This is a genomic window from Microcoleus sp. PH2017_09_SFU_O_A (assembly GCF_020738625.1).
Lineage (GTDB): Bacteria > Cyanobacteriota > Cyanobacteriia > Cyanobacteriales > Microcoleaceae > Microcoleus.
Window position 1 is genome coordinate 15,564 of the sequence record NZ_JAEQCF010000018.1, and the last position, 13,382, is coordinate 28,945.

Here is a 13,382-nt window from a genome sequence, read left to right on the forward strand (position 1 = left end):
CACTGTCTTATGAACGCAGACGATCGCAAAATGATGCTGACATACTACCACCACATGGCTTGGAATGCGCGTTTGCGATCGTCAACCGGCTCTCCGGTTCTCACCACAATGATCTCAGTATTCGTAACTCTGCTTTCACTCGCTTTAGTGTGGGCCAGCGGAGCGACTAATCGGCGCTCCATTCCCGCATTCAATTCTCTTCCACAATGGGCCTGGTTCGGTGGGGTTTTTGCAGCATACTATCTTGTTGCATCATTGATCGCAATCCCGAAATTAGGTGTGGCGGTGGTTTTTTCATTGGTGATTGCCGGACAGATGATTGCGGCACTTGTCTTGGATTCTACTGGCGCATTTGGTGTTACCCAGATTTCTCTCAGCGTGTCTCGCATCTTAGGAACTGCATTATTGCTGATTGGAGTAATCCTGATTCAAAAACAGTGAGAATGCCTAATTTAGACGCACTAAGGAATGAGAATTAAATAACTTATAATTTGATGATTCTTGTGGGATGGGCCAGAAGAGCCCGTCCAGAAAGAACGGGCTCTCCCGCCCATCCCACAAACTTGTGTAAATTATTTAATTTGCGATCCTCAGCGTGGGTGTGACGATTAATCCATCACCTAATAGATTGCGATCGGCGCTGACTTGATGTTGCTTGCTAGCGATCGAGCGGACTAATCACTCCCTACGACTAATGCTTGACTCGCACTCGATCGCGTGCAGGTCTAAATAATAATGCCCGAAATTTTCCACATAACACCACGATTTGGGTGATTGGGCAGAAACTTTCGGTCTAATCAGATAAAATAGGGATTTTAGGCATAAACTTTCGGCTTTTGAACCCATATAGGGTGTTTAGCCAGAAACTTGACAATCAGCCTAAACGGCCTGTAATATTAGATATACCAATCCTAAATGATTTGCTGGCATTATACGCTAGTAAAACGCTTACACTGCAAAGGTTCTGGCATCCATCAATTTTTCGACTGATTTAGGGCTGCTATAGTTAGGTTTTATCTGTTTTGAGGAAGGATTATAACTATGTCTGATTACCAAATTGAGAATGTTGTCCTTGGATTTGCAACTAATCTAAATCCAGAGAGACTAGAGGTATTTGCAAAAACTCTTCGTAGCGTCTATGCTCCTCAAGTATGCGACTTAGTCATCTGCACGAATAATGTTAACAATCAGCTTTGTGAAATTTCCAAAGAGTATTCGGTAACATTTTCATACACTCCAAATACCTATTCCTTTAGTGTAAATAAGTTCTCGAAGCTTCTAAATAGAAGCATACTCTACCCAACAAAATGGCTGGCACTATCAACTCAAAATATACCGTCATTAAGAATTATATTTTACGAAATGTACGTTCAACTATTGAAGCTATGGCATCATCCTCATTTTGTCCGGTGGTTCACTTACAGAGACTTCCTAAAAACGAATCCACAGTATAAGAAAGTCTTTATGTCAGATGTAAAAGATGTAGCTTTTCAGTCACCCTTTTTTGATAAGGTAGATTCCTCAGAATTACACTTTTTTAAGCAGGATGTCCAATATGGAGGTGACGATTACTGGGATACAAAGTGGTATGGCGATAGCTACGGTTCCAAGGCTTTGCAAAAGGTGGTAGGCAAACCAGCTATTTGCATTGGCACAATTATGGGAAGCTTCAAGGGAGTCGATGCTTTCCTTGAAGTTCTATGTGCAGAAATTTTGAAAACTCCCTTTATTGGTATCGAGCAATCAGTCTTTAATCATCTTTTCTATACTGATGGGTTTAATAATATTCCGTTTGAAGTTCATGAAAATGCCGTAGGCCCTGTACTAACAATTGCTGGCGAATCCTTGAATCGCTTTAAAGTTTGTCCTGATGGAGTATTCACTGTAGATGGGAAATTGGCTTCGGTCATACATATGTATGACAGACATCAAGAAACTTTCGATTACTTCTCTAGACTATTGGGATACGAAATCAAACAGGAAGGTCTAGCGAAATGATCGAACTTATTCTCTGTATAAGGGTATAATTTTTGTGTTGATGCGCGATCGAGGTATTCTGGAAGCCTTGACCACTGATAGACACTTTGACCAAGAGGGTTTTACTCGTCTGTTGCGATCGGCAGACTAACACTAATACACGCAGAAACTCTCTTTGGTCGCGAACAACCAGCGGTTGGGTACTTCGCTTTCATCATGGTACACCATTTCAACGATCGCACCACAATGATGAATTCAATTGCCTATCGACCTCCGCAGCTTGGGGACGAACAAGAAATTAGTCCTTGTATGTGGGCTTCTGCGGATCTATGGGAGCTCACAGATGGAACACCAGAAAGCGTTGCCGAATGGAAAAAGATTTCTGACCTAGAAGAATTAAGAGCAAGAATCTTTAGTAGCGAGAAAAAGCTAGTCGCTACATGGAATGGGATAGTTGTTGGTTTTATTGCATTTCGGAGAGGGAATCATCTGTCGTTGTTGTTCGTCCGCAGAGAATTTGCTGGGCAAGGAATCGGTAGAGAACTATTCAACAGAGCTTAGGCAGGCAAACTATTTATATTGTGCCTGCGTAAGTCCTGTTAAATTAAGCAAACTTAATCTTCAAATAATCATCCTCCATCTTCGCCCCGGAAGGTTGCAGTGCAGCTAAAGCTTGCGGCAATACCATATTGCGGCGGTGATTCCCAATCCGAACATTCAACTCATCACCAGTTTTGCTCAACTGAATCTGATCCTTAGCAATTCCCGGCAAATACAGTTCTAGAACATATTGATTGTTGTCCTGCACAATCCTAATCGTATTTTCTGTGTAATAAACTTTGCTGGGATCTTCGTCTTTGTAAAGCGTTTCTTTCAAGCGTTCCAAGGCTGGCAAACCGCACATTTCTTCGGAATAAAGCGGCACTTCTTTCACTGGTAGCGGCCGGAAGTTCTCGTGAATTTCCTGCTTGTACTGCTGCTGGTTTTCTTTCCAGCGCTTGAAAAAGGGATCGGTTACTTCTTCGGGAATAATCCGATTTGCTACGATTAAATCTGTGGCAACATTGTACAAACTCAAATAAGCGTGGGCGCGCAAAGACTCTTTAATTACCATTTTTTCGGGATTAGTAATTAACCTGACCGAAGTTACAGTATTGTCAGTTAAAATCTTTTCCAGAGCTTCGATTTGCTCATAAAATTCATAAGGTGCATCCATCACCTCTTTGTTCGGCAAAGAAAAGCCCGCAATTGGTCTAAAAATCGGTTCAACTAAAGGTCTGAGGGCGGCTGATATGCCTTGCAATGGCTTGTAAAATTTTCTCATGTACCAGCCGCCAACTTCTGGCAAACTCAAGAGCCGCAATGCTGTGCCGGTGGGAGCAGAATCGATAATTAAAACATCATATATTCCCTCGTCGTAATGCCGTTTCATCCGCACCAAACCGAATATTTCGTCCATTCCCGGCAAAATGGCTAGTTCTTCAGCTTGTACGCCATCAAGTCCCTGGGCTCTCAAAACTTCACTAATGTAGCGTTTTACTGCTCCCCAGTTGCCTTCTAATTCTCTGAGGGCATCCAATTCTGCTCCCCACAAATTGGGTTTTACGAGTCGGGCGTCGTGTCCGAGCTCCATGTCGAAGCTGTCGGCCAAGGAGTGGGCGGGATCTGTGCTCAGCACTAGGGTTTTGTATCCCAATTCGGCGCATCGCAGCCCTGTAGCAGCGGCTACGGAGGTTTTCCCGACGCCGCCTTTTCCGGTCATTAAGATTAAGCGCATTGATTTTTGAGCTCGCCTGCAAGTTCTGTTTACTTTTTTATTGTAACGGAATGTAACTTTATGAGACTGAGGCTACAAAATATCAGTCTGTGGGGTACTGGTGGGGCGTCGGCTGGGGTGGCTGGGGTGTCGCTTAAAGGCTTGAAATATGATAGGGGGCGATGATAAATCTTGTGAAGGGCGATCGCGCTTAACATCAAATGCTGTATTAGTATTGTTTGCGATACCATTTTTCAAAACAAATACCAAAGTATTAGTAGGGTGCGTCGCGTGGGAAAAATCCCTAAGAAAAGATCGAAAATCTAATGGCGACGCACCTTGTCCCATTTGTGGGAGTCGTGCCACACAAAATTTATTGAGCATATTTAAATAGATGGTTGTGTTCCCACCCGATGTGTTCGGTGCGTCGCTATGAGATTGTCGATTAAGTTTAGGGATTTTTTGCACGCGACGCACCCTACGGATAATGTTGCTAATTCTTTCTTTGTGGAACAGGCCGGAAAGCCTGTTCTTGAAAATTGAAAATCCTTAAGAAATCCCTAAAGATTGAATGAATAATTTACTGTAGGGTGCGGATGGTTGTACCTTCGCCAGCGAACCAAACAACTCTTCTCCCCCGAAGATAACTAATGTCTTTTGTTTAGAGCGAGGTTCTTGCCTCAACACTTGTGAATGAACGGACAGAATGCTATCTGAATCAAAATGATAGAAGCAGTCCAGGTCGCCGAAAAGCCCTTCTTCAATATCATTTATATCAGGGTAAACTTCTTGAGAAAGACGCGGCTCGTGACCGATTAAAATCAGTTCATCTGATGTTTCCATTTTGTCTATATCGATTATGTACATTCTGCTTCGATCTGTGTCTATTAGAACGCGATCGTCTGATAGGTAGCACATAGAGTATCTAAACCAATCATCCGAATCAGGACAAGGGCATTCGCATATTCCCAGTAGATTGCAGTCAGGAAAACTGAACCGACTGAGTTTACTCCCAGTATTATCAAGTACCAAAAATTCGCTAGCTCCGGGGTGAAATTCTGGAGGAGTTGTGTCAGCCAGACACGCAACCTCCACAGCATGAATTTTGATACCGTCATCATAAAGCCAGTAGACTTGCTGTCCGTGTTGACCTGCGGCAGCCCAAAGGGCTAAAATTTGATTTTCTGGGTGTGGGTGAAACGAGAAGGAACTGCCCCCAAAAGGGTCTTTGAGCAAAAGTTGTCGTTGAATTTGCCACGAATTGGTATCGCGAATTTGAATCTCGACTGCCTCGCCTTCAATTAATTTCATGCACCAAAAACGCAACCCGTCTGCATCAAACCAGCAATCCTGAAATCCATTCTTGTTGTGCAAATGTGAATACTTAACAGGAGGGTTAGGTAGCTGTTGTTCGTACAATAGCTGGTTTTTTGCTGTCAAAATTGCTAAATGATTGCCATTTGCCATAATTGCTGCTAGTCGATCGCCTTTGGGAGTGATCGCTAAACAGCTAATTTCGTCGGGAAGCTGGTATTCGTATTTTGGGGAAAAGTTGCGATCGAGTAAAGTGACTTTTTGGCGATCGGCGCTGACTATCGTCGCCCACTGGGAATTAATGGGTTGATTTATGTATGAGAATGACCAGTCTATTTGTCTTTCGTATTTTGGGGAAATCAGCATAAAGATATTTCGAGAATTTTAAGTCGGCATAATGTCGTCAAGTTGCAATTGTAAATTGGGAAATAGATAAGAAGAAATCGGCTCTCCCAAGCGATATTGTTGCTGCTGGTAAACTCCATCAACCAATTGGCAGACTGTGAAAGTAGGTTGCTTGGGAGAGCCGATAAATTGCAAACCCCCCAAGCCTCGAAAGTCCACAATCCAATATTCTGCAATCTTCAAAAAAGCGTATTCTTCCACTTTTCTGGCATAATCATCTTGCCAATTAGTGCTGACCACTTCGGCAACAAGCTTAATTGTACTATCTTTACAAATCACTGGTTCTTTTTGCCAAAGGGGTTCACTACCAAGTTCTGCTTTATCTAAAACAACTACATCAGGACGCAGTGCTGTGGCCTCAGCGTATAGCGGTTTTATTAAACAAGTTTTTGGAACCAACCAATTGAATCGATCGCGAAAAATTTCTACGTAAATTCTACCAGCAATACTACCTGCAACCGCTTCGTGAGGACCAGTAGGTTCCATGTCTCTGAGTTCTCCATCAATGAGTTCATATCGTGTATTATCCCCATATAGGGCAATAAACTCCTCAAAGCTAAGTAGTTTGGATGGGGTGTATGTCATAGGTTCTTTCTTAATGAGATGTAGCTTAATTAAAAGTTTTGCGTGCGGGTAGGGAGTAGAGTTCTGCTAAGTTTATTATACTCGCTCGATTCTAAGTTTATTAGACATCTCCAAAAAACCTTATCAAGAACAGGCAGGATGCCTGTTACACATTAATTATTGGAGATGTCTATTATACTCGCTCGATTCCATGACCGTCTATGAGGCAGGGGTTTAAACCCCTGCCGGACTGCGGTAAAGCGCGTATTTGCTGGCACTAAATTATCATCAATTCGTAGTTTTCTCCCCCGCCTTCTGCACGGGAACAGCAACCGCTTGCGGTTTCTTCTTCGCCCCAAACATCCCGAAGAAGTCGTGCAGCAAAATATAAAAACACGGAATAATAAACAGCGTCAGCAGCGTCGCCAGCGACAAACCAGAAAATACGACAACTCCCAAAGGTTGCAGAAACTCCGAACCTTCTCCAATCCCCAAAGCGAGGGGGAATAAACCCAAAACTGTGGTAATAGTTGTCATCAAAATCGGACGCAAACGTTGAGGTGCCGCCCTGACAATTGCTGTCGCGCGATCGACCTTTTCGTCTTCCCGAATTTGGTTGGCTAATTCTACCATAATAATGCCGTTATTCACGATAATTCCTACGAGCAAAATTGCCCCGATCATCACCGTCGCCCCGATCGCAGTTTTGGTCACGTACAGCCCGAAAACACCCCCAGCCAACGCCAGCGGCACTGTCAGCAAAATCACCAGCGGATCGACTAGAGAATTGTACTGTACCGCCATCGCGACAAACACTAAAAAAGTCGCCAATCCGCCCAAAAGTTTCAGAGAAGTTTGCAATTGCTGGTTGGTTTCCGCAGCCGAACTCGGCACAATTGTAACTCCTGGCGGCAGCTTTATTTCTGATAAAACTGCATCGACTTGTTTGACAGCATCGCCCAAACTTGCACCGCGATTTAAGTTTCCCACAACTAAGAAAACTTGCCGCTGGTTGAGACGCTGAATTTCTCCCGGCGCTTGGCCGATCGCAATTTTTGCCACATCGCTCAAACGGACGATGCTATTATTGCCAGATAACGGAATTTGTCCGAGTTGGGCGATCGATTTGACAGAAGTGCGATCGAACTGCACGCGCACGTCTACCAAACGGTTTCCCCGCTGCACTTGAGTCGGAACAGAACCTTCAATTGCTGTTTGAACCGTCTCCCCAATGTCTCGGGCGCTGAGTCCGTACAAAGAAGCTCTTTCCCAGTCAGGACGGATTTGCACTTCCGACTGCGGCGCGTCTCCATCCGGCCGAAACCGCGCTAATTTTACCTTTTCATCCAATTCTTTTAATATCTTACGGCCTGCTTCTTGCAATGATTTTTCGGTTGGGCCCTGAAGTATGACATCAATTTCGCCACCCCTGACTGGGGAATTCGTTAACACTAAACCCCTGATTCCCTCTGGGACTAAGCGCAGGCGAGTGCCTTTTGGAACGTCTATTTTCCTTAATTCCTCAGTCATTCTTTCCGTAAAGGCGATCGTATTTGTGCCTTTTTTCAGCGTAATCGTGCTGCTTCCCCGGAGCAAATTCTCGATCGTATTGTTGCCGAACAGCAGCCCTCCGGCTGTGGTTAAAGTATACTCGGTTTCTGGCTGTGCGAGCAGCAGTTTATCGGCGGCTGCAACTACTTTTTGATTGGTTTCCAAGTTAGTACCGGGAGGAAACAAAGCAAATAATCGGGCTTGGCTGGTATTGATTCTTGGCAATATTTCCTGGGGAATTTGACTTGCCATCACCCAAGTTCCGCAGCCTAAAATTATAAAAGCCAGTGGAATGATAATTAAGCGCAAACCCAGCACTTTTGACAGCACCGCACCGTAAGCCCGCGTGCCGTTTTCAAAGCCGCGGTTGAAATGTTTTATCGGCCCGAATTGACTGACGCCGCTAGAATAAGACATTCCCATCAAGCGAGAAGTCAGCATCGGTACTACAGTTACAGCTACTAGCAAAGATGCTGCTACTGCAAAGCAAATTGTCAAAATTAATTCGCTAAATAGCAGGGAAAAGAAGCCGCCAATCAGCAAAAATGGCAGCACCGATACTAAGTTCGCCGCCGTGGAAGCAACCATTGCTGATTCTACTTCTTGACTTCGCATTACCGACTCTTCTATTGTGAGTTCTTTGCGATTTTTGATTTTGCCTTTTTTGAGGTCGGGGTTGCTGTTTAAACCGACTACAATATTTTCTAAAATAACTACGCTGGTGTCAATTGCCTGACCGATTCCCAAGGCTAAACCGCCCAAACTAAACAAGTTCAGCGACAAGCCGAACAGCCGCATTAAAATAATCGCAGCTAAAGTACACAGGGGAATAGTCAGAGAGATAATCAGCGTTTGTCTGAGGGAACCTAAAAAGAACAAAACGGCGATCGCAGCCAAGACGGCCCCGGAAATTCCCGCATTCGCTACATCGGCTAAGGAATTGCGGATAAAGCGGGATTCGTCTAAGGTAGTAACTACTTTCATATCTGCCGAAATCAAGCCCGCTTTCTGCATTTCTTTGAGGCGATTTTTTACGCCGTCTACAACAGTAATTGTGTTGGCGTCCGGCTGTTTCAAAATGCTGATTTTAACGGCGGGTTTTTGATTGAGAAAAACTTTGACTCGCTGTTCTTCTGTGCCGTCGTTGACTTTGGCAAAATCGCGCAGGTAAACTCGTTTTGGCGGGTTGGAACCGGATATTTGAAAGGAAAGGTTGTTGATTTCGGCGGCTGTTTTAAATCGACCGATTGTGCGAGTCAGCGGTTCGTTGGATTCTTGGCGCAGTCGGCCGCCGGAAGTGTCTAAATTGCGATCGCGCAAAGCACTAAAAACATCGTTAAGATTAACTCCTAAACTTTGCAGCCGGTTCAGGTCAATATTAACTTGAATTTCTTCTTGAACGCCGCCGGAAACGTCAACGGAAGCTACTCCGGGAATTACATTAATTTCCCTGGCTAATTCGTCATCGGCGAATACTCGCAAATCTACGCCTTGGCGCGAGTCTGAAGTCAGCGCAAATTCGTAAACCGGCTGTTGGGAAGGGTCAAATTTAAATAGAGTGGGGGATGCAACGGTATCGGGAAGTCGGTTGCGAATGCGGTTGACGGAGGCTGTGGCGTCGTTGAGGGCTTGGTTGATATCTCCGCCGGGTTTGAAGAATAAATCGACGCTGACTTGTCCTTCGCGGGTGCGGGAAAACACTTGCGTGACTCCTTCTGTGGCGGAAAGTCCTTGTTCGAGGGGGCGGGTAATTTCGTCAACTGCGACTTCTGGGGAGACTCCCGGTGCGTCTAGGCGCACGCTGATGCGGGGATAGGTGATGGAGGGTAGCAAGTCAACGGGCAGTTGGGTGATGTAGAAAATGCCCACTACGACGATCGCCAATGTCAGCATTATAGTGCCGATGTGGCGGCGGATTGAGATGCTGCTAATGCTGAATCCGGGTTTGTCGGCTGTCATGCGATTTTAGATTAGAGATTTTAGATTAGACTATTGGGGATTATTCGATTTTAGATTGAAAAGTTTAGGGTCTCACTCAGCCTGCGAAGGCATGAATCGGGGGATTGCGACCAACTTCTTTTCGATCGCATTTTATTGTTGATTGGGAGCGATCGACTATTTACACTCCACTTTTTGCAATTATAATAAAATTCAATAAAATGTAAATAAAGTTTTTTTGAATATTCCTTTGGAGGTAGTCGCCCTCAACCGAAATTGACATAAGTTGCGATCGGCTGTTGAATTTCTGTAAGTTATCGCAAATAGGAACAGGCAAGATGCCTGTTCCACAAGAATGTTTATTGATTGTGGAACAAGCATCTTGCATTATCACAAATAGGGGAGCATCTCAGTTTTGCAAGAAGCATTTTTTATCGTAGTGCTGTCCCCGCACAGCAAAGCTTGTACAAGCTTTGCTGTGCGGGGACAGCACTGTAAATGCAAAACTGAGATGCTCCCACAAATAGCAACAGGCAAGATGCCTGTTCCCTCTTCCTTCTTCCTTAATTTACTGTACTTGACTGCCGTGGGCGCGCGGGTCTGAACTGCTTGTTTTTACAGGGCCTGTGGCGGGAGTAAAATCAGAAACTTGACCGGAAGATTGCGAGTGCGGTATTGGTTTTCCTGCAATTAAAGCCTCTAAATTATCTTCCATAATACTGCGCGGTGTTTCGCCGATCGTTTCAGCAACGCTGCTGCCTTTATTATTCAAATAGACAAAGTGTGGAATGCCATCTACTCGATATTTGGTGATTTCTGGCAGCCATTTGTCATTGTCTACATTTAGCATGACAAAATTCATTGGTTCGGCATATTTCTGTTTGATGGCGCTTAAGTCCTTAGCCATTGCTTGACAGCTACCGCACCAATCAGCGTAAAATTCCATGAGTGTTGGCTTGCCGTTTGTTAAGGCTGTTGCTATCGGTGCGGAGGCTTTTGCCATTTCGGTGAGACTGCTTGATGGCGTTTGAGTTCGCACTCCTAAGAAGAGGGATACTGAAAGGGCGATCGCTGCTAATACGATCAATAAGTTTCTGACGCGCGCGGCGGCATTTATTTCGGAATCTGCGGGTGCAGGAGTTGAGTTGGGCGAATTAAGACTCATAAAATAAATTGGGATCTTATTTCTATGTTTTTATTTTTAATAAACACTTTAAATTATACCACATTTTGAGATAATCAGACCAATCTCATCAAAAAATTGGCTGAGGCCAGTAATTAGAGCAAGTGCGCTAAAACAATAAGATAAGAAAGATTGTGTTTGTAAATTACCGAGGTAACAGTGAAAAAACGGGTAACGCTGACGTTTCCACAACGATCGATCCAAATGCCTGTCACCTATCGACTGGCCAAGGATTTTAATGTTGCAGCCAACATTATCCGCGCTCAGGTGGCTCCGAATCAAGTGGGCAAACTGGTGCTAGAGTTATCAGGGGACATTGACCAACTAGAAGCGGCGATCGACTGGATGCGATCGCAAAATATCGGCGTTTCCCTAGCCAGCAGGGAAATACTCATCGACGAAGATACCTGCGTTCACTGCGGCTTGTGCACGGGGGTTTGCCCGACAGAAGCCTTGACCCTTGACCCAGAAAGCTTTAAACTAACGTTTGCTCGATCGCGCTGTATCGTCTGCGAGCAGTGCATCCCTACTTGTCCGGTGCAAGCTATTTCTACTAACCTCTAAGCCCGCACACAAATTTATCGGGTCAGCCGATTTTAGATTTTAGATTGAATAATTTTAGATTTACTCGTAGCGCCGTGAATCTGGAAGTTTAAGCATGAGTCTAAAATTTTGGAATCGACCATTATGAGTGCCGGCAAGCAAATAACCGTTTTTGGGCGGGGTCATCTTTATGTTGCTTGGTTCCCCTAATTTGTATATCGAATGAAACTAAATTCTTGGTTTTCCTTAACTCTACTTTTTGTTACTTATTTCATTTTTGGCTGGAAATTATCTGAATTTGATATTCCCCCGCACCTGACTTGGTTTTTCGCCGTGGCTGCTGTTTTAGTGTTAGCTATCGCGTTGTCATTCCCGCTGAAGGAGATAAAAAGATGGCTCATGCGCTGGTTTTCGAGTGATAGTGGGGCTTTTATTTCGATTATTGTAGGAGCTTTTTTGGCAGTTATAGTTGTTACCTGGATGCACCTTTTTGTGACGGTTTTAGTCTTGACTTCAGCCGGAGCTTTGGCAAGACTAGATATTCAAATGTTTGGGCACCAAAGATGGCGGACTTTTGCGATATTAGCTACTATTTCTTTAACTGGTTTGGGGGTGGGCGGAGCGATCGAGTTTTTGTCAAGAACAGGCAGGCTAGTATTACCTTAATGAGGAACGGGCAATTCACCCAACCAAATTCTACAACTCGCAACGGATATTTAGCGCAAAACTATGCGATCGCTCATCAATAAATACATATCGTTTTTTTCAATACCCACCGCCCCCGACTAAGGTCTTCGGGCCTTAATTCTAGCAGTTTTCAAATTTCATGAGGTAGAGCTTCCCAATTACCAATTACCAATTCCCAATTCCCCATTACCAATTAATGAACCTGGAGTGCAACTGAAAACCACTATGGCAATATCAATCTGTAGCGACTGTTGTTCAAAATCTTATTCCCAAGATCCGTAACTCCGGCAGCCAAAAACTAAATCCCAATAAAAAAGCAGCTTTAGGGAGCTGCTCGTCAGAATGCATGAGGTATTGTTTTTAGAATAGGACAGGTTGAATTCGATCGATCTTGGGTTACATTTTTTGATACGAGAGCATTGATGAGTCAATGGACGATCGCAAAATCGTCACACAGGAGGATAACATCAATGCTAATTTTTCCGACAATGAGGTTAGCGTTTAACTGTCCTTGCGCCCTACAGCCCTTCAGCGGTGGGGCCATTTTATTTTTAGAGAGAACTCAATAGCCGACTTTAACGCATCAGACGAGTCTGCCATTAGTTTTTGCACAAAAGCTCCATCGCTTAATCCTCACACTTAATAAAACTTACGCGCCACATTTATTCAAACCCGGTTGATTCCCAAATATTCGGTGGTAAAACCGACACACTCACCCAGAAATCAGTATTTTTACGGAATTCACAAGTCATCAAAAATCGGCTATTTTCCCAGAAACCCGCTTTATGACTGTCTCAATTGATATCAGACTCTGTTTTAGATCCGATCGAGCAACCGAGCCAGAGGGTTAGGACGTTTTTAATTGTCGAAACCGTTGCTTTCTTCTTCCGACTTCCCTCTTCCTTCTTCCTTCTTCCTTCTTCCTTCCTCTAGAACTTTTTTGATTTCCTCGATCGCCCGACGCGCAACTTCTTCAGGCCTTTCGCCTCCGGAAATGCCAACTCGGACATCTGCTTGAGCGTAGAAACGCTCTCGTTCGCTCAAAAGGCTTTCCAACTTAGATTTGAGGTCTCCCTCCCGCAGTAGGGGCCGAGTGCTGTCCGATCGCAGTCGATCGCACAATTGGTTTATCGGCACATCCAGCCAAACCACTATACCGTAATGCAAGTAACCCCAATTTGTCGATCGGGCAACAATACCGCCGCCCGTAGCCACGATCGAATTTTGATAAGCAGCCAATTCGCCGAGCACTTTCGTTTCTAATTCCCGAAAAGCCTCTTCGCCTTCGCGATCGAAAATCTCAGCAATTGACTGATTAGCAACTCGCACAATTAGTTCATCCGTATCAAAAAAACGGTATTTTAATTCCCTTGCCAAAATCCGCCCCACCGTGGTTTTGCCCACACCCATCATCCCGACGAGATAGATATTAACTCCCCTCAACAAATCCACCGCCAAATCCTC

Annotated in this window: 12 protein-coding genes; 5 read left to right on the forward strand and 7 right to left on the reverse strand. The window is 44.5% G+C overall.

All coding sequences use genetic code 11. The features are described from left to right. Positions 1-9 precede the first annotated feature (9 nt). The 3 genes from JGK16_RS09535 (at position 10) to JGK16_RS09545 (ending at position 2,538) form a co-directional block, all read left to right on the forward strand. The gene (locus tag JGK16_RS09535) at positions 10-441 is read left to right on the forward strand and encodes a DMT family transporter (RefSeq protein ID WP_293190365.1); all 432 of its coding nucleotides are present in this window, start codon (positions 10-12) and stop codon (positions 439-441) included. Between the two features lie 600 nt (positions 442-1,041). Next, positions 1,042-1,998 (forward strand): hypothetical protein, encoded by a 957-nt coding sequence (locus tag JGK16_RS09540; RefSeq protein WP_293190363.1) that lies wholly within the window; start codon positions 1,042-1,044, stop codon positions 1,996-1,998. 225 nt (positions 1,999-2,223) lie between these two features. After that, positions 2,224-2,538: a GNAT family N-acetyltransferase gene (locus tag JGK16_RS09545; protein ID WP_293203007.1), complete on the forward strand. Its 315-nt coding sequence runs from the start codon at positions 2,224-2,226 to the stop codon at positions 2,536-2,538. A gap of 43 nt (positions 2,539-2,581) precedes the next feature. Here JGK16_RS09545 and JGK16_RS09550 read toward each other — a convergent pair whose 3' ends face one another. The 6 genes from JGK16_RS09550 to JGK16_RS09575 all read right to left on the reverse strand — a co-directional run bounded on the left by JGK16_RS09550 (position 2,582) and on the right by JGK16_RS09575 (position 10,670). Then, complete coding sequence (locus tag JGK16_RS09550) at positions 2,582-3,754, reverse strand: TRC40/GET3/ArsA family transport-energizing ATPase (protein WP_293186475.1); 1,173 nt, start codon at positions 3,752-3,754, stop codon at positions 2,582-2,584. Between the two features lie 72 nt (positions 3,755-3,826). Continuing rightward, complete coding sequence (locus JGK16_RS09555; RefSeq protein ID WP_293203009.1) at positions 3,827-4,117, reverse strand: hypothetical protein; 291 nt, start codon at positions 4,115-4,117, stop codon at positions 3,827-3,829. 165 nt (positions 4,118-4,282) lie between these two features. Next, positions 4,283-5,413, reverse strand: a complete 1,131-nt coding sequence (locus JGK16_RS09560; protein ID WP_293186355.1) for a hypothetical protein — start codon at positions 5,411-5,413, stop codon at positions 4,283-4,285. Between the two features lie 18 nt (positions 5,414-5,431). Further along, positions 5,432-6,037 (reverse strand): Uma2 family endonuclease, encoded by a 606-nt coding sequence (locus JGK16_RS09565; protein WP_293186353.1) that lies wholly within the window; start codon positions 6,035-6,037, stop codon positions 5,432-5,434. 267 nt (positions 6,038-6,304) lie between these two features. Beyond that, the gene (locus tag JGK16_RS09570) at positions 6,305-9,526 is read right to left on the reverse strand and encodes an efflux RND transporter permease subunit (RefSeq protein ID WP_293190361.1); all 3,222 of its coding nucleotides are present in this window, start codon (positions 9,524-9,526) and stop codon (positions 6,305-6,307) included. A 547-nt stretch (positions 9,527-10,073) separates the two neighbouring features. Then, the gene (locus tag JGK16_RS09575) at positions 10,074-10,670 is read right to left on the reverse strand and encodes a thioredoxin family protein (protein WP_293186349.1); all 597 of its coding nucleotides are present in this window, start codon (positions 10,668-10,670) and stop codon (positions 10,074-10,076) included. 177 nt (positions 10,671-10,847) lie between these two features. Between JGK16_RS09575 and JGK16_RS09580 the strand changes: the two genes are divergently transcribed. Together JGK16_RS09580 and JGK16_RS09585 are read left to right on the forward strand one after the other, a co-directional pair. Then, positions 10,848-11,252, forward strand: coding sequence for an NIL domain-containing protein (locus JGK16_RS09580; protein WP_293149705.1), 405 nt, complete (start codon positions 10,848-10,850; stop codon positions 11,250-11,252). Positions 11,253-11,453: 201 nt separating this feature from the next. Beyond that, a complete protein-coding gene (locus JGK16_RS09585) occupies positions 11,454-11,897 on the forward strand; it encodes a hypothetical protein (RefSeq protein ID WP_293186347.1) in 444 nt (147 codons plus the stop codon). An 879-nt stretch (positions 11,898-12,776) separates the two neighbouring features. Here JGK16_RS09585 and JGK16_RS09590 read toward each other — a convergent pair. Further along, positions 12,777-13,370, reverse strand: a complete 594-nt coding sequence (locus JGK16_RS09590; protein ID WP_293186345.1) for a shikimate kinase — start codon at positions 13,368-13,370, stop codon at positions 12,777-12,779. Positions 13,371-13,382: the final 12 nt, after the last annotated feature.